We start from the raw sequence: 20,337 nt of genomic DNA on the forward strand, positions 1-20,337 counted from the left end.
AGGATCTACCGGGTGCTCTGGTCGCCAATCCGCTGGAACCTGATGCTATCCCGAGCTACGTACTGGATTCAACCATCAAAACGGGTGCCATCAAGCAATACTGCAAAATGCCCAAAACCGCTTTTCGCTGGCTGGTGTGCAGATGAAATTCTCCATGCAAGAGCGTGATGGTCGCTATCAGATTGCAAAAACCGGGGCACTGGGTGACTGGATTATCAAAACACCCTTTACAACTCACAAGCATGTACCCTTGAACGAATACACCGCCATGCGGCTGGCACAACTTGTGGGTATTGATATTCCTGATATACGACTGATAACAATGAACCAGGTTGAGCAGTTACCACAAATCAACCTGCCTAATGAAGATTACGCCTTTGCAATACGCCGGTTTGATCGTCACTAGGGCACACATATCCACATGGAGGATTTTGGTCAGGTACTGGCAAAATATCCCCATGAAAAATACCAAGGCGGTAACTACCAGCAGCTTGCCAGAATCCTCTACCAGTACTCAAAGGATGGTTTAAAAGACGTGCAACAGCTCGCTCGCCGCCTGCTGGTTAACCTGTTGTTAGCCAATGGTGATGCTCACCTGAAAAACTGGAGCTTGGTCTATCCGGACAGAATCACACCCGAGCTGTCACCGGCCTACGATATCGTTACCACGCGAGCATACATACAAAATGAACAGGAATTTGCTCTTAACCTAGGCAAAACAAAAGCCTGGTATCGGATCAACATGCAGGAGTTTCAGTATTGGGCTGAAAAGTCTGGTATTCCATGGCGGGCCATCAGACCTCACCTTCTGGATGTGCTCGACAAAGCCCGCACTTTATGGCCAGAAGCACTACAACAGCTCCCTATGGCCGACGACCATAAAAGAGGCCTGCAAGATCACTGGAAACAGTTACAGCCGGATTTTCGAATCACTGGCTCTTAATCCAGCTGTTCCTTAAAACCCTGTTTTTAAACCTGCTCAGTATTAAACCAGGCCAGTTGTTGCTGCAAGGCTACTACCTCTCCGACTATGATCAGTGCTGGTGCTTCCAGCTGGGCCAGTGCCTGTTTATCAACAATATCAGCCAGGGTGCCAGTCAGCACCCGCTGCTGCGGGGTACTGCCCTGTGAGACCAGCGCTATTAATGTATCAGCCGGTTTGCCATGTTGTAACAAGCCTTCCACAATTAACTCCAGTGTATGCAGCCCCATGTAAAACACCAGCGTCTGGTTGGGTTGCACCATTTCGGCAAAATTCAAATCACTGGTGCGGTTTTTTAACTGGCCGGTAATCAGTTTCACCGACTGGGCATAATTACGATGGGTCAGCGGAATACCGGCATAAGCCGAACAGGCATTGGCAGAAGTGATGCCCGGCACTACCTGAAAAGGCACACCAGCGGCCTTGAGTTCTTCCAGCTCTTCCCCACCGCGCCCGAATACAAACGGATCACCACCCTTCAGGCGCACTACTCGATGCCCGGCCTGGGCTTTTTCCACCAGCAAGCGGTTGATATCTGGCTGAGGCACAGCATGGTTATCACGCTTTTTGCCAACATAAATCATCTCGGCATCGCGACGGCACAGATCCAGTACCTCCGGTGATACCAGCCGGTCATAGAGCACCACATCAGCCTGTTGCATCAGACGTAACGCCTTAAAGGTCAAAAGCTCTGGATCACCCGGCCCGGCACCCACCAGATACACCTCTCCAACCGGTGTGCGGGTATCTGCCTGATCCAGTTGCTGTTGCAGCAGAGCTTCGGCTTCCTGCATCTGGCCGTTAAACACCCGCTCGGCCACTGTGCCTTCAAAGGTGTTTTCCCAGAATTTACGCCGCTGGTTGATGTCACCAAAACGCTGCTTAACTGCATCCCTAAAACGGCCAGCCAGTTGCCCCAGATCGCTGTAACGGGTTGGGATCAGGCTTTCCAGTTTTGCCCGTAGCAAACGCGCCAGCACCGGTGCCTTACCACCAGAAGAAATACCAATCACCAGCGGGGATCGATCCAGAATGGCCGGAAACACAAAGGTGCACAGTGCCGGATTGTCGACCACATTCACTGGCAGATTTTGTGCCACACAGTCCTTGTGCACCTGACGGTTAAGCTGTTCATCATCGGTGGCAGCAATCACCAGCACCACACCCTGCAGATGATCTACTCGGTATTCACTGCCCAGCAGCTGCCCCGGATGTTCGACCAATAGCTGCTGTAACTCTGGGTGTACTTTACGCGACACCAATTGTACCCGTGCCCCTGCTCGCACCAAAAAACGCGCCTTGCGCAAACCCACATCACCACCACCAATCAACAGTACCGGGCGATCTTGCAGATTAAAAAACAGCGGCAGGTAGTCCAAATCAGTTTCCTCAGCGTTGGTGCAAACCGCACTCACGGGTTTCAGGGTTTTCCCACCACCAGCGCCCAGAGCGGGGATCATCACCGGGATTAACAGCACGAGTGCAAGGTGCACAACCGATGCTGGGATAATCCTGATCGTGCAGCCGGTTATAAGGCAACTTCAACGCATGAATGGCTTCCCAGACTTCAGCCTCACTCCAGTCAAACAGGGGGCTGATTTTCTGTAAGCCATTGGCTTCATCCCGTTCACTGTATTGCAACTGGTCACGAGTCACCGACTGCTCACGCCGCAAACCAGTGATCCAGGCAGCACGACCTGCCAGTGCACGCTTCAGAGGCTCCAGTTTGCGTACACCACAACAAGCCTTGCGCAATTCCTGAGAACGGTAAAAAGCATTCACACCCTGTTCAGTCACCCAACTCTGCAACGCAGCTGCATCCGGGTAATATGCTTGCAGACGCAGTTGTGGCCATTTCTGCCGCACCCGATCCAGCAGTGTCAGGGTTTCTTCCGGTAGTCGCCCAGTATCCAGCACAAACTGCTGAATGTCTGGCTGGTATTCAGCAATCAGGCCGGTCAGCAGGGCATCTTCTGCACCCAGGCTGTTGGCAAAAGTCAGTCCTTCACCATATTCAGCTGCCGCTTGTTGCAGTCGCTCAACCACAGCCAGCAGCTTTTGTTTCAGGGCCGCATCCGTCACCCCATCCAGCAAATCACCCGCATCTGGTTCCAGAAAGGCGTCAAGCGACATCAACAGCCTCCCGATTTGCCAGCAAATTCAGGTAAGACACCTCAACCTCATCAAAAGCCTGCAGATCCTTGTGATTAAAACGATCTACAGTGATCTCAAAAGCATCAAAACCACAACTTTCCAGATAGGCCAGACGATCCCGCGCCACCGCACCTACCGCACGCAACTCACCTTTAAAACCGGCACGACGCAACAAACGCGCCTGACTGAAACCCCGACCGTCACGGAACACCGGAAACTCTATGGCAATCAGCTGCAGATGATCCAGCCAAGGCAACAGCAGTTCATGATCTTGCTCGGTGGTCAGCAGTGCGCCCAGTTGTGGAATGGCTTGCCCCTCCACCTCCGCCAGCAAGTTAACCGGCAGCACCACCGCCTCACCCCAGGGCTGGGGTGGCAATTCGGGTTGTTCTTCGGAGAATCGCAGAAACTGCCAGGCATCGGTGGATTTTAACTGGCGGTTTTTAATCAGGGGCATGGATCACTTCCTCAAATCAGCGGCTGGATCAGGCAAAAGCCTTTTTATAATCCACGCAGTCTATACCCCAGCAGAGAAATCAAAAAATAATAACTAGAGCTTTTTATATTACAAAAAGCAATAATAGGCAGATCAAGACTCGGCGCGCGATCAGGCCTACCCATCAACCCGCAATCGCGCCTTTGTTGATGCCTTCATACATGCGGATTTGCCATTGGTGCTCTGGGTGCTTTTGCCGCATCTGCTTCAGCAAAAAACCAGCGAGGTTTTCAACGGTGGTTGGTCCGGGCAGCTTGCAGGTCACCGATTGCGGCAGGGTTAGTTGAAACACTCCCTGAGGAGCCGCATAACCTAGGGTGATCTGATCATCGTGCTGGTACAAAAAATCAGCCTGATCATAAAGGTAGGCATGGTTCCACTGGCTAGCCAGATCGCTTGCCGCTTCTGGGGCTGGCTTGCCGTCACAAAAAACCTCGATCTTCGAACGATGGCCGTGAGCAATACGCTGACAATTGCCATCGTGCAGGCGCAAACCATGGCTGTAGTGAATTTCCGCTGCACCCGCCAAATTTTCCTGACGCAGATACAACAGAGCCTTGCCATTGTGGACAGGAAGCCGCTCATTCAACTGCCCGGTTAACCATTGAGCTAAGGCTTCATCACTAATTGATGCCATCGGCAACAAGGTGAAGGCCTCACGAGGACCTTCAACATTCAGAGTATAGGGGGACTGACTAACAACCCTTAAGCGCTGGTTATCCAGCTCAATAATCTCCAGTGCATCCGACTGTGTAGGTAAAAGCAGGGTATGATCTGCACCGCCATCCAGAAACTGTTTGACCCAGGGTTTAACACGGCCAAAATCCAGAATCATGCCATCTTCACCCTGAGGAGCATCCAGCTCAAGATCTACCCACCAGCTGGCACCCGTCAGACCCTGCACAGGACTCCACAAGGAAACATCCAGATGACTCAGGGCATTAATAAAAAGCTTCATTAATCAATTCTCAAGTACTTGTGAAGTTGAATACCCATTTTCCAGCATGGGTGACGTAGACAAAAAGCCAGTGTCTGCTGTGTAAAGTCCTGAGCCTCTTTCTGAGGAGTGCCATCCAGCGGCTGCAAAACAAAATGTTGAAAGTCCAGCTCAAGAAAGCTATTGGGATCAACACCTGCTTGAGGATAGACCAGCTTGAGTTCATCACCCGACCGCTGCTGTAATCGAGCCTGCCCCTTGGGGCTGACACAAATCCAGTCAATGCCCGTCGGCACCGGCAGCGTGCCATTAGTTTCCACTGCCACCTCAAACCCTGCTTGCTTGAGCGCCTGAATCAGAGGCTGATCCACTTGCAACAGAGGTTCACCCCCCGTCAGAACAACATAAGGTCGGGCTGTGCGGGAGAGCTTTGTTTCTGCTTCTGGCCAGGGCCAAAGCGCTGCAAGGTGCTGAGCCAGCTGTACTGCATTTTCAAAACGTCCACCCTGCTGACCATCTGTACCCAAAAAATTTGTATCACAAAGATTGCAGGCTGCGGTGGCGCGATCTTCCTCACGACCGCTCCAGAGGTTGCATCCTACAAATCGACAAAACACTGCAGGACGACCCGCTTGCACTCCTTCGCCCTGTATAGAGTAGAAGGCTTCTTTAATCTGGTAAGCCATCAGCTTGCCGCAGGATAAGTCAGTGGATCAGTCACGCCACAGGCTGCAAAAGCACCCAGGCGCTCGCGGCATGCGCTGCATTGCCCACAAGGCAATACATCTCCCTGGTAGCAGGTCCAGGTCTGACTGTAATCGAGTCCCATTGCCAAGCCTTTTTGCAGTATTTCGGCTTTGCTGTTATGCAAAAAAGGCGCACGAACATGCACCGGCTCTAAATTCCCCAAACCCGCCAGCAGATCCATTTGTTCTACAAATTCTGGGCGACAATCTGGGTAGATCACATGATCCCCTGAATGGGCTCCATAGAAGCACTCGCCGGCACCAATATTTACCGCATAACCGATTGCCAGAGACAACAGGATCATATTTCGATTAGGAACAATGGTCACAGCAAGGTTGTCCGGAGCATAATCACCCTTTGGCACTTCCTGCTCACCAGTCAAGGCAGAACCATCAATCAAAGGCGTTATCGCGCGCAGGTCGATCTGCTGATGCGGCAAACCAAGCAACTGACAAACCGCTGCTGCGGACTTTAGCTCACAGGCATGGCGCTGACCATAATGAAAAGAAATCGGATAAACGGCGTATCCCGCTTGCAACACCTGATGAAGCAGGGTGAAGGAGTCCATGCCGCCTGAATAAATAACAACGGCCTTGGGTTTTTCTTGCTGAGTTAACATCAGAAAAGAACCTGCTTAGTTGATTTTGCAAAATAGGGGGCAAATCTTAACCCTTGTTCGCCTCGATCTCAATTGAACACCCCTCACAACCCAGGGCAATCGAGCTTAGGGGAGCAGTCACTTGCCAGATGACTGCCATTGCTCCAGCGCTGTACGTAACTCTCCTTCCAACGCCACCGCCTTTTGGAGCTTTTGATCGGTCACTACAAAAGTGACATCTGCATCCGCCACCAGTGTGTCTGTGCCTTTTAACACCACATCCTGGTGCATCACGGCACTTTTATTGCCAATTTTTGCCAACGAGGTCACCACTTCAATTTCTTCATTAACATACGCACCACGACGGTAATTGATATTGATATTCACCACCGCCAGTCCGAGATTACTGCCGGTAAAAGAAGCAATATCCACCTGTTGTTCCAGAAAATCCCAGCGGGCTTCCTCCAGAAACTCCAGATAACGTGCATTGTTGACGTGTGCGTAAAGATCCAGATGATAACCACGGATTTTAATGGGTGTGCGGGTTTGCATAAAAATAGCTCCTGGAAGCGATGTATTAATGCAGCAGTCTAATGCATTTTACTTCACATTCAAACGTTCGTTTACTCCAATTCATTTGTTTAACGTGTCTGAGACTAGCCAGTTTGCTGCATCAGCGTTATCCTTGCTGCCAAATTCCAAGATGCCTTTTTCAAGGACGCTTATGCAGCAGGTAACACCTCGACACACCATACCTGAAGCACCCAACCGCTCCACCCGTCGGCAGGAAGTTTCTGCCTTGCGCTTATGGTTTGAATGGTCGGCACCGATCATCAAACTGTTGGGTATGTTGTTGCTGTTGCTGGGACTATTTAAACTGGCTCCAACCGTACTCCTGTCACTTGAAGGCCAGCAGGAAGACACTCTGGTTTTCTTCTGGTCAATGATCTTCACGCTTTTCTGTGGCGGACTGATGGTGCTGATCGGTTCTCTGGCACCTTTCAATCTGCGCGGCAGACAAATTTTCCTGCTGACCTCACTCAGCTGGATAGTACTAAGCTTTTTTTCCGCTTTTCCGCTGCTGTTCGGCTCCACCCATCTGTCGATTCCTGATGCTGTGTTTGAAACTGTATCTGGGTTGACCACCACTGGCTCCACTGTTCTGTCCGGGCTAGATACCATGTCACACGGCATTCTACTGTGGCGCGCCATCCTGCAGTGGTTAGGCGGTATCGGGATTATTGTTATGGGTATGGCTATCCTGCCCTTCCTGCAGGTCGGTGGTATGCGGCTGTTCCAATCGGAGTCCTCTGACTGGTCAGAAAAAGCCCTGCCTCGTTCCGGCACCATTGCCAAGGCCATCGGCAAGGTTTATGTCGGACTAACCCTGTTATGTATACTCAGCTACTGGCTGGCGGGTATGAACGCCTTTGATGCACTGGTGCATGGTATGACCACCTCCGCAACCGGTGGTTTTGCCAACTACGATGCCTCCATGGGTCAGTTTGCTGACACCCCTTCTATACTTTGGATTACGATATTTTTTATGTTCTTGGGTGCTCTGCCCTTTGTGCTCTTTGTGCATATGATTCAGGGGCGACCCATGCCGATGCTCAGAGACAGCCAGGTTCAAGCGCTGACCAAAATACTGCTGGGTTCCGTATTGATCCTGACCACCTATATGATGACACAGCAGAACTGGAATTGGTTTGAAGCCCTGACTCACGCCACGTTCAATATTGTTTCCGTGGTTAGCACCACCGGTTATGCCTCCAGCGATTACAATGCCTGGGGTAATTTTGCGGTGATCTTTTTTCTTTACCTGATGTTTATCGGTGGCTGCTCCGGCTCCACCAGTGGTGGCTTTAAGGTGTTTCGTCATCAACTGTCGCTGATGCTGATGCGTAACCAGATGATGACCCTGCTGCATCCACGCGGTGTTTTTTCACAGCGTTACAATGGTCGTCCAGTTCCTGATGATGTTATCCGCTCGATGGTGGCTTTTGCCTTTTTCTTTTTTGCCACCATTGCGGTTCTGGCACTGGCACTTTCATTCATGGGGCTGGACTTTATTACCAGCTTCACTTCCGCTGTTACCGCTGTTGCCAATGTTGGTCCAGGACTGGGGGACGTGGTCGGCCCAGCAGGCAATTTTTCCAGCCTGCCGGATATGGGAAAATGGCTGATGAGTATTGGCATGATTCTCGGTCGCTTGGAAATTGTGACCTTTATGATCCTCTTCACCCGTGCCTTCTGGCGGGCTTAAGGAGCTTTTTCGATGAAAATCATCATTCTCGGGGCGGGTCAGGTCGGCGGCAGTCTGGCTGAAAATCTAGCAGGGGAAGAAAACGACATCACGGTGGTGGATAGTGATCCCAACCGCCTAAGGGATCTGCAGAACAAGCTGGATATTCGTATTATTCAGGGCAAGGCTTCTTATCCAGCAGTACTGCGTCGGGCTGGCTGTGAAGATGCCGACATGTTGATTGCCGTAACCAACTCGGATGAAGTGAACATGGTGGCTTGTCAGGTCGCCCATGCGTTATTCAACACCCCCACCAAAATTGCACGCGTGCGTTCTGCCGCTTACCTGTCTCGTAAAGGTTTGTTTCGTACCGAACGGGGCTTTGATATTGATGTATTAATCAGCCCGGAACAGGTGGTCACCAATCATATCCGTCGTCTGATTGAATATCCCGGTGCCTTGCAGGTGCTGGATTTTTCCAATGGCCTGGTGCAGCTGGTGGCTGTCAAGGCACACCACGGCGGTCCCTTGATTGGCCAGGAGTTGTCCGCCCTGCGTAAACACATACCCAATGTGGATACCCGTGTAGCCGCCATTTACCGCCAGAATCAGGCACTGATCCCCAAGGGTGACACCATCATCCAGGTAGGCGATGAAGTGTTTTTTATTGCTGCGCGCAAGGATATCCGAGCGGTGATGAGTGAGATGCGGCGGGTTGATCACAGCTACAAGCGCATCATTATTGCTGGTGGTGGCAACATTGGTGAGCGCTTGGCGGAAAGCCTGCAGAACGAGTACCAGGTCAAACTGATTGAATACAGCCCCCAGCGCTGCAATGAGCTGGCAGACAAGCTGGAACGCACTGTAGTACTGCACGGCAGTGCCACCGATAAAAACCTGCTGCAAGAAGAAAGCATTGAGGATGTGGACATCTTCTGCGCGGTCACCAACGATGACGAGGTCAATATCATGTCATCCATGCTGGCGAAACGCATGGGTGCCGGCAAGGTTATGACGCTAATCAATAATGCGGCTTATGTGGATCTGGTACAGGGTGGCGAGGTTGATATTGCTTTTTCACCTCAGCTGGCCACCATCGGTAGCCTGCTGACCCATGTGCGTCGCGGCCAGGTAAAAAACGTTCACTCACTGCGTCGCGGGGCTGCTGAAGCCATTGAAGCTGTTGCCATCGGTGATGAAAAAAGCTCCAAAATTGTTGGTCGTGCTATTGAAGACGTACAACTACCGGAAGGGGTCACCATTGGTGCACTGGTGAGAGACAAAGAGGTGTTGATTGCTCATGATAACCTGATCATCCAGTCTGGCGACCAGGTCATCCTGTTCCTGGTCGACAAACGAAAAATCCGGGAAGTGGAGCAACTGTTTGCCGTAGGTATCACTTTTATCTGAGCCACATCACCCGAACAGCCACCACTGATACCCGGCAAAGCACAACAACAAGGCGGCACCTTCGTAACGATTGATGCGGCCTTGCTTTTTTATACCTAAAGAAACAGCCAGCAGGACAAGAGTTAATCCCATCATAACTGGCAAATCTCGCAGCAGCAGCGCCTGATCCAAGCCACCACTACTGAGCAGTAAGGGGATTGGTAATACCGCCAACAGGTTAAAAATATTCGAGCCGATCACGTTGCCAATCACTAGATCTGCCTGATTGCGGCGAGCAGCGGCAATACTGGCCGCCAGCTCCGGCAAACTGGTGCCTATCGCCACCAGCGTCAATCCAATGACCATGTCGCTAATACCCAAAGCCACGGCCAGCTCTACAGCGCCCCATACCAGCAGTCGAGCACTGACCACCAGCAAGACCAGTCCCACCAGCATCCACATCAAGGCCTTGCCTTTGCTCATGGGTTGCAAGACATCATTCACCTCATCCAGTAAGGCATCACTTTTACCCTGACGGGTTAACCAGTAGCTATAGGTAATAAAAGCCACCAGCAAGAACAACAACACCACCCCTTTCCAGACCACCAGTTGCAGATTCAGCAGTAACAGCACTGCAATCACAGTGATACCCAGCAGCAAAGGCAGCTCTCGACGAATCAAACCTGAGGCCACCGCAATCGGACTCAGCAAAGCCGTAAGCCCGAGAACCAAGGCAATGTTGGTGATGTTGGAGCCAATCACATTACCCACCGCCAACCCCGGATTACCATCCAGTGAGGCCTGCAGTGATACCAGCATTTCCGGTGCTGAAGTACCGAATCCCATCAACAGCATCCCGATCACCAGCACCGGCACACCCAGCCGCTCAGCGGTGACACAGGCACCCACCACAAAACGGTCTGCACTCCAGACCAGCAAAACCAGACCCACCAGCACCGCAACAAGATGAATGATCACAAAAATACTCTAATTAGTTAAAAACGCAGGCATATTACACCCTTGGTCTGGTTGCAGGAAATAACAGACCCACTAGACTCAGATAATTAAAACAAAAGCACTTTTACACAGGAGCTAAACTATGGCTAGGGTTCTGGTTGTTGATGATGAACCGAACATAGTGCTGTCACTGGAATTTCTGATGCAACAGGCAGGCTTTGAGGTTTCTACCGCTCAGGATGGTGAAACAGCTCTTGAACTGGTTGACAAAACTCCGCCTGACTTGCTGCTGCTGGATATCAGCCTGCCCGGTATCAGTGGTTTTGAGGTTCTGGAAGCACTGCGTGCACAGGAAGCCTTCAGGAAACTACCCATAGTGATGCTCACAGCGCATGGCCGCGAGGTTGAGCGAGAGAAAGGATTGGCACTGGGTGCTGATGACTATATCACCAAGCCTTTTTCTACCCGCCAACTGGTCGAAAAAGTAAAAATGCTGCTGCAGGAGCAGGATTCCCAGGGAGAATAATCATGCCTCCACGTCAAAAACTCCTGGGAATCTGGATGCTGTTAACCGGCATCACTCTCTTTGCCGGTCTGTTTTGCGCCCTTTGGCTGGACAGCCAGTTGCAACTGGAAACCGGCACGCGCATTCTGCTTTGGCTGCTATCGCTTTCCGGCGGCATTATGCTGCTGCTGATTGGTATTCCGCTGGAAGTCCGGCTTTTCCGCCCGCTGCGCCACTTACAGGTGCAAATGGCACGCCTTGCTGCCAATCCCGATGCCCAACAGGACTACCCACCCGAAGGCTGGTTGCAACCACTGCATCCAGACCTGACACGCCTGCGAACTGGCTGGCGGCAGGATCGCGCCAAACTAGGTGAAGCCAGAATTCAAGGAGCCAAAGACGCTGCTCGCATTCGTCAAGAGCTGGAAGCCCTGTTGCAGGTATTAAAAATTCCACTGCTGTTATGTGACCGCCACCAGCGACTGCTGCTGTTTAACCCTGCAGCAGAAGAACTGTTTGCTGGAAACCCGGCACTAGGACTAGGACGCAGACTGGAAGAGTTATTACCTGCACCCAGCCTGACGGATGCACTTAAACACCTGCCAAAGGATGGCAGTGCACGACAATTGTTACTGCCTCATCATAATCGCTGGTATCTCTGTGACCTGCGCCGTGTTATTGCTAGTCAGGGCGAGGCTTTATTAACACTTGAAGATGCCACCGAGCGCCAGAAGTCCGATCAACGCTGGCGCAAGCCCCTATCCAGCCTGTTACCCGCACTGCGTGGACATGCCGCCAATCTGGCCACCGCCGGAGAGGTACTCAGCAGTGGTGGCACCTCTCCAGAGCTGGGTCAACGTCTGCAGAACGCCATGCACGAAGACAGCCAGGCCATGGGCAGCCTGATTGCTGAACTGGCTCAGTTACTGGAAACCCTGCACCTTGATCAAGGGCAGTTGAGTGATACCTGGTCTAATGACCTCTGGCAGGCTCTAACTCCCGGGCTGAAACAAGATGGGTTGACACTAACGCCTATTGGCATTCCGCTCTGGCTAAGAGCCGACAGCCCCAGTTTACTGGCGCTCTTACAACGCCTGTTAACCCTGCTGCATACACACACCGGACAAACAGACTTTGAAACCGAAATTCAGCTGGGCAACAACCGGGTTTATCTGGATCTCATCTGGCAGGGTGAGCCACTGCAATTAAAAGATCTGCAAAGCTGGGCTGATCTGGCTATTGCGGATGAAACCCTATCACCCAGACTAGGCGATATTTTACGCCGCCACTCCAGTGACTGGTGGAGCCTGAAAGATTCCGACAAACGTTTTGCGCGTCTGCGTATTCCACTGCCACCTGCCAAAAGAGTTTATCCCCCTCTGCCAGTCATTGAAGCACGCCCTGAGTTTCATGATTTCAGTATTGCTGATTTACCTCCACCCACCAGCGAGCTGAAAAAACTGCCACTCAACCAGCTTGAAATGGTGGTTTTTGATACCGAAACCACAGGTCTTAAGTTGCGCGAAGGTGACCGAGTAATCAGTATCGGCGGCTGCCGGATAGTGAATGGTCGCCTGCTGGCACAGGAAGTGTTTGATCAAAAGGTCAATCCTGGTCGCCCGATTCCACCGGCCAGCACTCGAATTCATGGATTAACCGACAGCGATGTTGAACACAGCCCACCCATGAGTGTGATATTGCCCCGTTTTCGTGAATTTGTGGGCAATGGTGTACTGGTGGCTCACAATGCAGCCTTTGATCTGCTGGCCGTCACGCTGGAAGGTAACGAGCTGGGCATCGGCTTTGAGATGCCGGTTCTGGACACCCTGCTGCTGTCACGCGGGCTGGACACTCACATGGAAGGCCATGGACTGGATGAGCTGGCCGAACGTTTTCAGCTGACCTTTCCACCAGGTACTCGCCATACCGCCCTGGGTGATGCACGGGTGACCGCAGAACTACTGTTGGCACTACTACCAAGACTGGAAGCCAGGGGCATCACCACCCTTGATGATGCACTCTTGTTGCAGGCAGAAGTTGAAAGCCGCAATAAACGCTGAAGCAGATAAAAAAGGGAGCCAGGCATGAAAAATGCACCTACCCAAGCACGCCTGATTGGTCTAACCCTGCTGGCTTTGTTACTGTTCTTGCCGCCACTGCTGCTGCTGTTTGATCGCCCCGGCACACTGGGGTTTTCTATCCTACCTCTTTATATTTTTATTGCGTGGCTGGTGGTGATTGGTTTGGCTGCCTGGATTCTGGAGCGGGATCATGAGAACTGAACTGGTCTCACTGGCTTTTGCCTTTGGTTATCTGGCTATCCTGTTCCTGATCGCAGCCTGGGGAGATAAACGTTCCGGGCAGGGTCGCTCGATCATCAACTCTCCGGTGGTTTATAGCCTGTCGATTGCTGTCTACTGCACCGCCTGGACTTTTTACGGCAGCGTCGGGCGTGCTGCTGATTCAGGACCCAGTTTTTTACTGATTTATCTGGGTCCCACTCTTGCCATGCTGCTGGGCTGGTTTTTGATCCGCAAAATGGTGCGCATTGCCCGCGCCCAGAAAATCACCTCCATTGCTGACTTTATCAGTGCCCGTTACGGCAAAAGTGTCGGTCTGGGTGTGCTGGTTACACTGATTGCAGTAGTGGGCATCATGCCTTACATCGCGCTGCAGTTAAAAGCCATCACCATCAGTCATGCGGTGCTGACTGGTTACCCTTCTACCCCAGTACAAACCCTGGCTCAAGGCACCTTCTGGTTTGATAAATCCCTCTGGGTTGCTCTGGTACTGGCTATTTTTATTATTCTATTTGGCACTCGTCATCTCGATGCCAGTGAACGCCATGAAGGTATGATCGCGGCTATTACGTTTGAATCCATCATTAAACTGCTGGCTTTTTTTGCTGTGGGTTTGTTTGTGGTGTTCTGGTTATACGAAGGCCCGATAGATTTGTTCAGCCAAGCCGCTGCCCGACCCGACTTGATCGCTAGTCTCGGACTGAGCGCAGTTCCCGGCCAGGCGCTGGGCTGGGTAGGTACACTGGTGCTGGCCACACTGGCTTTTTTAACCCTGCCTCGTCAGTTTCAGGTGCTGGTGGTAGAAAATGTCGATGAAAAACACATTAAACGCGCCAGTTGGATGTTTCCGCTGTATCTGGTGGCCATCAACCTGTTTGTGATTCCTGTCGCTCTGGCCGGTCTGCTGCTGGGCAGTGCTGCCCAAGAGCCAGATAGTTTTGCACTAACCCTGCCGTTGGCTGCCGGACTGGAAACTCTGCCGCTGGTGGTATTCATCGGTGGTTTATCCGCCGCAACCGGCATGGTGATCGTGGAAACCATTGCCCTCTCCACCATGGTCAGTAACCATCTGGTGATGCCCCTGCTGCTGCGCTGGAACTGGTTACATCTTGATCCAACGCGCAACCTCAGCGGTTGGTTGCTGGGCATTCGTCGGATTGCCATCCTGCTGATCCTGCTGCTGGGTTATCTTTATCATGCTTTGATTGGTGACTCTTACAGCCTAGTCACCATTGGGCTGGTATCTTTTGCTGCTGCCGCGCAATTTGCACCCGCCCTGTTAATTGGCCTTTACTGGCGTGGTGCTAACGGCAAGGGAGCAGCAGCCGGTCTGATGGGTGGTTTTTTAATCTGGAGTTACACCCTGCTACTACCGGGCTTTATTCAATCCGGCTGGATTGGCACCGATCTGATTGAGCTGGGACCCTGGGGTATTGAATGGTTGAAACCCTACGCCCTATTTGGACTGCAAGGCTGGGACATTTATACTCATGCCCTCTTCTGGAGCATGTTATTGAATATCGGTCTACTGGCCGGCGTCTCCCTATTTACCCGCCAGAACAGTCTGGAACAAACCCAGGCCGCATTGTTCACTGAAGCTCTGCGTCCCGATGTGATGCAAACCCCCTTATGGTTAGGCCAGACCACGCGTGGTGAACTTTATCAGCTGCTGCGTCGTTATCTGGGTCGTCCTGCCACCCACCGGGTATTTGAACGTTTTGGTGATACCAGCCAACCCCGAGCGACTGATGAAGCGATAGCCCCGCCGGGATTGATCTCCAACGCTGAACAGGCTCTGACCGGCGCACTGGGCAGTGCCTCGGCACGGGTATTAATCAACTCCGTAGTCAGAGGTGAAGCACTGGATCTGGAAGCGGTACTGAGCATCCTGGATACCACCACCCAGACCCTTGAATACAATAAACGCCTCGAACAGAAATCCACTGAACTGGCACGGATCGGTGAAGAGTTACGTACCGCCAACGAACGCTTGCGAGAAGTGGATCGTTTGAAGGATGAGTTTGTAGCCATGGTCAGCCACGAATTACGCACTCCACTCACCTCTATTCGTGCCTTTGCGGAAATCCTGCGAGACAGCCCAGAAATCTCCAATGAACAAAAAACTCATTTTTTGAGTGTGATAGTCAAAGAAAGTGAACGCCTGTCGCGCTTGATCGAAGAAATACTGGATCTTGCCCGTCTGGAATCAGGGCGGATGCGACTGAATCCGGAGCCGGTGAATTTTTCACAACTGGCAACCGACTCTGCCGATGCCATCACACAACTCTATGAAGAACGCGGGGTTCACCTGCTTGTCCAATTGCCCGATCAGCCCACCTGGGTCACTGCAGACCCGGATCGACTGCAACAAGTGGTGATCAACCTACTGGACAATGCCAGTAAGTTTGCAGCCAACCATCAGGCAGAAGTACTGATGCAGCTGGAAGCACACGGGCAACACTGGCGATTGGCAGTGGAAGATAATGGCAGTGGTATTGCAGATGAAGAGCGTGACAAGGTCTTTGAAAAATTCCACCAGATACAACAACATGGCCAGCCGACAACAGGCAGACCCCGAGGCACCGGACTAGGGCTACCCATCAGTCGCGGCATTATTGCACACCTCGGAGGTCGCTTGTGGGTTGAGAAACCCCGCCATCTGTGCGGTGCTCGCCTGGTCATTGAACTGCCCGCAAGAGAACCTCCTGTAACAGACCTGCAGAAATGAAAAACTCTATAACAGAATTGTTTAATATCAGTGAAACAGCAATAATACGTTGCGAGCAAAACGGTGATCTGCTGTTAAAAATCAGGATAGTAGACAAAGCAGATCACTAAAGGAGTTTTTCAGGAATAAAACTAAGGGGGAAAGGTATGTCTGTTCATCACGCAAGGGGGCCGAATTCAATTCGCAACCTGTTATATCTGCTGGTTGTTGTTTTTGTACTGGTAGTGCTGACCATCATTTCACTGGCTTACACCGGATTTTCTTATCAACAACAACAATACAGTGACAATTATAACAACCGCATGGTGCCGCTTTATGAAGTTGAGCGTATCGGTGCTTTACTGGAAGAATCACGCGCCCATCTGCTGCTATCCATCCAGCATGATCCAACCAGCCCGTTTGCCAATGATCACGACCATCCAACCAGTATGCACACCAACCGGGTGCGCGACAACCTGAAGGAAGTGGAACGCCTCTGGACATCCTTTGCCAGCAAACCCCGCGGCTCACTCGCTGCCCAACTCGCCGCTGATTATCGCAACACCGTCACAGCCTATACCAGAGAAGCGGTACAACCCGCCTTGGAGCTGCTGGATGCCGGTGAGTATTATCAGGCCAATGCCCAGATTCTGCTGTATGTTAACCCACTGTTCATCAACTCATCCAAGGCTCAGGCGGCCATGAGCAATCGCTTGTTACAGGGTGCAGAAGAAGCCTACTCCACTATGATGGATCGCTCTCAATTATTGACCTTGCTGCTTTTTGCTGCCGGTGCTGTCGGTATCCTGCTGGCAGTGGGTTTTGCCATCTATGTTATCCGCTCCATCAATCAAGGCATTAACGCCCTCTCCTCCTTGGCTGAGCGCATGTCTCAGGGTGATCTGCGTGTTGCAGAAAATCCCCGTGATGCTTCCGGTGAATTAGGCCTTATCCTTCAGCAGTTTCGCGAAGCCCGTAACAAACTACGCGGCACAGTGGAAAGCCTGCTGAACAACAGCAACCAGCTGGGTGAGCTGGCGGATAAAGGCTCCGTGATTGCAGAGCAGGCTCGCAACAGCGTACAACAGCAAAAGCTGGAAACCGACATGGTGGCTACCGCCATGAACGAAATGAACGCCACGGTTCATGAAGTGGCACAACATGCTGAAAATGCAGCTATCAGTGCCAACACTGCAGATGAGGAAGCTGGTCAGGGTCGTCAGGTGGTAACCGAAAGTGTAGACAGCATGAATCAGCTGGCAGCAGAGGTTGAAGATGCCGCGCGGGTGATTCAGGATCTGGTCAGTGATGCCAACGAAATTGGCAGTGTGGTGGATGTGATTCGTGACATTGCAGAACAAACCAACCTGTTGGCTCTGAATGCCGCCATTGAAGCAGCCCGTGCCGGTGAGCAGGGTCGTGGTTTTGCGGTCGTGGCTGATGAAGTCCGTACTCTTGCCAGCCGCACCCAGGAGTCCACCACCAAAATCAACACCATGATTGCCCATCTGCAACAGGGTGCCGCCAATGCCTCCAAGGTTATGGCACGCAGTCTGGATCGTGCTCACGAAGGTGTGGACAAGGCCGCACAGGCCAGCAAGGCACTGGATAATATCACTCAGCTGATTTCCAGTATGAATGAAATGAACATTCAGATTGCCAGTGCCGCAGAAGAACAAAGCGCAGTTGCTGAAGAAATGAACCTGAACCTGACTCGTATCAACGAAGCGGCTGACCAAACGGCTGACGCCTCCGAACAAACCGCCACCAGCAGCCATGAAATTGCCCGTCTGGCTCATGACCTCAAGGCAACTGCTGGTCAGTTCAAGGTCTGAGTCTTCTAGTCTCTGCTGCCAGAGGGCAGCAGAGAGGGTATACTGCAAAAACGTTTTGTTATTTCGCTGAAGGTCAGGCTATGCTGCTCAAGCGTCCACTACTGAACACCCTATTGTTGTTGCTGGCTTTGCTGGCCACAATGCAGCGTGTACTTACGCCCTTCGGTATTCCAGCGCTGATCCCAAGAGACCTTTAATGAAAGTGAATCGCACACTGCTGTATGCCGGTGCCTTTTTGCTGGTGCTGCTGGCCTTTTTCCAGATTCAAGGCGGTGTAGAGAAAGCACAACAAAACCAGAACCCGGCACTCAGTGACAAACCTCAGGGCGCACCCTTCACCCTGCAAAGCAAGCAAGGTGAAGTCTCTCTCAGCGACTTTGAAGGTCGACTGGCGCTGGTTTATTTTGGTTACACCTGGTGCCCGGATATCTGTCCTGCATCCATGATGTTTATGGCGCGAGCAGTTAACAACCTGCCCGAAGATCTACGCAGCAGCATTCAGCCGATTTTTATTTCGGTAGATCCTGAACGGGACACCCCGGAAAGGCTGGCGGCTTATGTTGATTTTTTTGAGGCCGGTATTCTTGGATTGACCGGTGAAGAGCAAACACTGAAAACACTGAGTCAGGCCTATGGTGCCTTTTATCGTTATGTCGAAGTGGATTCTGCCATGGGATACGCGGTAGATCACACCTCGGACTTTTATCTGGTGAATCATCGTGGTGAACTGCTCGCCACACTACCTCATGCAATCAATGGCAACCAGTTGACTCAAACACTGGTTGACGCCCTGAAAAATAATCTTTGAACCGGAGTCTTATATGAAACGTTTTTTCTTTGCTTCACTGCTGCTGCTCAGCTTAAGCCTGCCTCTGCAAGCCATGGATATTCAAACCAAGGATGCTTATGTACGTGCTGTACCGCCTGTCTCAGAGGTAACAGCGGCCTTTATGCAGCTGCACAACAATAGTCAGCAGGATCGAAAACTGGTCGCTGCCAGCAGTCCGGCATCTAAAATTGTAGAACTGCACACCCACACCGCTGTTGATGGTGTTATGCAGATGCGACAGGTTGAATATATCAACCTGCCAGCCGGTGGTTTTGCTGAACTCAAGCCAGGTGGCTTACACCTGATGCTGATTGGCCTTAAACAACCATTAAAAGTGGATGAGCGTGTACAGATTAGTCTGTCACTGGATGATGGCAGCATCATTGAGCTGGATGTGCCTGTGCGTCCAATGCAGATGATGATGCAGCACCAGCACCAGCACCAGCACCAGCATTAAAACCTGCTGGATCAGATAGCGGGCAATTGTTTACGCACTTTGCGAACGAAGCTTCTGATCAACTTCAAATCCATCTTCAGCAGCTGTTTCTGTCTTGCTGTGAGTTGCTGAAGATCCAACCAACCATCCGCCTGCCGCCCCGCCTTTAAGCTAACCAACTGTGCCTGCAACAACAAGCCTTGCAGTGAATCCAGCGCCTCAATCAAGTCAATCGCCTCTGCCGCCTGCAGTTGCTGCTGTGTCACCAAAGCCATTAATCTGTCCCGGGTCGAAATTTCCATCACACCCTGCATCAAACAAAAAAGCCTTGTTGCTGACTGCAAGGGTAACAACCCCTGACGCTTCAGATTCAGTGCATGGGCATGGGGAGCTTCCTGACCATCACTGACCAGACGATCAAAAGCATCCAGCGCAACAGGGATCTCATCGAGCAACTCACCCATTTCATGTAAAAATCCGTGTGCCTTTGGCAGCAAAGCAGCCAGCTCAACACGAAAAGCCTGAGCCAGAGCGGCATCACCATAGATAGGGTTAAAGTCCAGCAGGATATTGGATAGCTGTACTTTTTTGACCACACGGCCTGCTGTCCACAGGCGCATTTGCTCAATCCATTCTGACAGGCGTTTACGCCATAACGGCCAGCGAGCCATAACATGCCCTTTGCACAGCGGAATACCTGCTTGATCCAGACGATCCGTAAAGCCTTCTGCCAGGTGCTGAAACCAGGTATCAATCTCCTGATAACGGTGATCCGGAAAATCCTCCAGAATCATGGCATTATCCTGATCCGGGCGTAACAGGCTTTCATGACGGGCGGCAGAACCCAATTGCAGCACACAAAAACCAATCGGCGGCTCCCCCCAACCGTTACTGCGCATTGCTGCCAGGCTTTCCTCCAGTGCTTGTTGATATAACCAGTCATTGTGATCACTGATCAACTGGCTGATGCGCCAGGCAGGTACGTCCAGCCTTAACAACACCTGCACCAACTGCTGCTGCCAGGGTTTGATCAGTTGAGCATCCAGATATTTTGGACACTCAACCAGCACCTCCTGTAGCGGTGCCAACACCTGGGCATCACTGCTCTGCAAACCACCGGGATGCTGAAACACTTGCCGCCACGGGGAAGATCTGGACAAATACTGCATAACGCCTCCCTGTCTTATTTTTAAATTTTTCTGCTGTATTCATTCTAGTGA

18 protein-coding genes and 1 pseudogene are annotated in these 20,337 nt (G+C 51.7%); 10 read left to right on the forward strand and 9 right to left on the reverse strand.

Annotated features, from left to right (window positions below; genetic code table 11):
• Positions 1-127: 127 nt before the first annotated feature.
• Positions 128-943 (forward strand): annotated as a pseudogene (locus tag IBX50_RS05050) (HipA domain-containing protein).
• A gap of 26 nt (positions 944-969) precedes the next feature.
• On the opposite strand, the gene cysG reads toward IBX50_RS05050, so the two are convergent.
• The 7 genes from cysG to IBX50_RS05085 all read right to left on the reverse strand — a co-directional run bounded on the left by cysG (position 970) and on the right by IBX50_RS05085 (position 6,466).
• Complete coding sequence (gene cysG / locus IBX50_RS05055; protein ID WP_292253958.1) at positions 970-2,361, reverse strand: siroheme synthase CysG; 1,392 nt, start codon at positions 2,359-2,361, stop codon at positions 970-972.
• 10 nt (positions 2,362-2,371) lie between these two features.
• Entirely contained in the window at positions 2,372-3,115 is a 744-nt protein-coding gene (locus IBX50_RS05060; protein ID WP_292253959.1) for a phosphoadenylyl-sulfate reductase, read from the reverse strand.
• Positions 3,105-3,593, reverse strand: coding sequence for a DUF934 domain-containing protein (locus IBX50_RS05065; protein ID WP_292253961.1), 489 nt, complete (start codon positions 3,591-3,593; stop codon positions 3,105-3,107). Before IBX50_RS05065 ends, IBX50_RS05060 begins: the two co-directional genes overlap by 11 nt.
• Positions 3,594-3,756: 163 nt before the next feature.
• Positions 3,757-4,590, reverse strand: coding sequence for a 6-carboxytetrahydropterin synthase (locus IBX50_RS05070; protein ID WP_292253963.1), 834 nt, complete (start codon positions 4,588-4,590; stop codon positions 3,757-3,759).
• Positions 4,590-5,255 carry a 7-carboxy-7-deazaguanine synthase gene (queE, locus tag IBX50_RS05075; RefSeq protein ID WP_292253965.1) on the reverse strand — a complete coding sequence of 222 codons (666 nt, stop codon included), beginning with the start codon at positions 5,253-5,255 and terminating at the stop codon, positions 4,590-4,592. Before queE ends, IBX50_RS05070 begins: the two co-directional genes overlap by 1 nt.
• The gene (queC, locus tag IBX50_RS05080; RefSeq protein WP_292253967.1) at positions 5,255-5,935 is read right to left on the reverse strand and encodes a 7-cyano-7-deazaguanine synthase QueC; all 681 of its coding nucleotides are present in this window, start codon (positions 5,933-5,935) and stop codon (positions 5,255-5,257) included. The genes queE and queC overlap by 1 nt, the downstream gene beginning before the upstream one ends.
• A gap of 117 nt (positions 5,936-6,052) precedes the next feature.
• Positions 6,053-6,466, reverse strand: coding sequence for a thioesterase family protein (locus tag IBX50_RS05085; RefSeq protein ID WP_292253969.1), 414 nt, complete (start codon positions 6,464-6,466; stop codon positions 6,053-6,055).
• A gap of 172 nt (positions 6,467-6,638) precedes the next feature.
• Between IBX50_RS05085 and IBX50_RS05090 the strand changes: the two genes are divergently transcribed.
• On the forward strand, positions 6,639-8,180 hold the full coding sequence (locus IBX50_RS05090; protein WP_292253971.1) for a TrkH family potassium uptake protein: 1,542 nt from the start codon (positions 6,639-6,641) through the stop codon (positions 8,178-8,180).
• Positions 8,181-8,192: 12 nt separating this feature from the next.
• Positions 8,193-9,569: a Trk system potassium transporter TrkA gene (trkA, locus tag IBX50_RS05095; protein WP_292253973.1), complete on the forward strand. Its 1,377-nt coding sequence runs from the start codon at positions 8,193-8,195 to the stop codon at positions 9,567-9,569.
• Between the two features lie 6 nt (positions 9,570-9,575).
• On the opposite strand, the gene IBX50_RS05100 is transcribed toward trkA, so the two are convergent.
• The gene (locus IBX50_RS05100; protein WP_292253975.1) at positions 9,576-10,526 is read right to left on the reverse strand and encodes a calcium/sodium antiporter; all 951 of its coding nucleotides are present in this window, start codon (positions 10,524-10,526) and stop codon (positions 9,576-9,578) included.
• A 121-nt stretch (positions 10,527-10,647) separates the two neighbouring features.
• Here IBX50_RS05100 and IBX50_RS05105 point away from each other — a divergent pair, with 121 nt between their 5' ends.
• From IBX50_RS05105 to IBX50_RS05135, 7 genes are all read left to right on the forward strand, one after another.
• Positions 10,648-11,031: a response regulator gene (locus IBX50_RS05105; RefSeq protein ID WP_292253978.1), complete on the forward strand. Its 384-nt coding sequence runs from the start codon at positions 10,648-10,650 to the stop codon at positions 11,029-11,031.
• Between the two features lie 2 nt (positions 11,032-11,033).
• Entirely contained in the window at positions 11,034-13,070 is a 2,037-nt protein-coding gene (locus IBX50_RS05110) for an exonuclease domain-containing protein (protein ID WP_292253980.1), read from the forward strand.
• Positions 13,071-13,094: 24 nt separating this feature from the next.
• The gene (locus IBX50_RS05115) at positions 13,095-13,292 is read left to right on the forward strand and encodes a hypothetical protein (protein WP_292253982.1); all 198 of its coding nucleotides are present in this window, start codon (positions 13,095-13,097) and stop codon (positions 13,290-13,292) included.
• Complete coding sequence (locus IBX50_RS05120) at positions 13,282-16,038, forward strand: ATP-binding protein (RefSeq protein ID WP_292253984.1); 2,757 nt, start codon at positions 13,282-13,284, stop codon at positions 16,036-16,038. Before IBX50_RS05115 ends, IBX50_RS05120 begins: the two co-directional genes overlap by 11 nt.
• A 146-nt stretch (positions 16,039-16,184) precedes the next feature.
• Complete coding sequence (locus IBX50_RS05125) at positions 16,185-17,852, forward strand: methyl-accepting chemotaxis protein (protein WP_292253985.1); 1,668 nt, start codon at positions 16,185-16,187, stop codon at positions 17,850-17,852.
• A gap of 196 nt (positions 17,853-18,048) precedes the next feature.
• Positions 18,049-18,660, forward strand: coding sequence for an SCO family protein (locus IBX50_RS05130; protein ID WP_292253986.1), 612 nt, complete (start codon positions 18,049-18,051; stop codon positions 18,658-18,660).
• Positions 18,661-18,673: 13 nt separating this feature from the next.
• Complete coding sequence (locus tag IBX50_RS05135) at positions 18,674-19,138, forward strand: copper chaperone PCu(A)C (protein WP_292253987.1); 465 nt, start codon at positions 18,674-18,676, stop codon at positions 19,136-19,138.
• Between the two features lie 11 nt (positions 19,139-19,149).
• Here the strand turns inward: IBX50_RS05135 and IBX50_RS05140 are convergent, their stop codons facing one another.
• Positions 19,150-20,286 (reverse strand): DUF294 nucleotidyltransferase-like domain-containing protein, encoded by a 1,137-nt coding sequence (locus IBX50_RS05140; RefSeq protein WP_292253988.1) that lies wholly within the window; start codon positions 20,284-20,286, stop codon positions 19,150-19,152.
• Between the last annotated feature and the right edge of the window lie 51 nt (positions 20,287-20,337).

The sequence above is a fragment of the Marinospirillum sp. genome, from assembly GCF_014859565.1.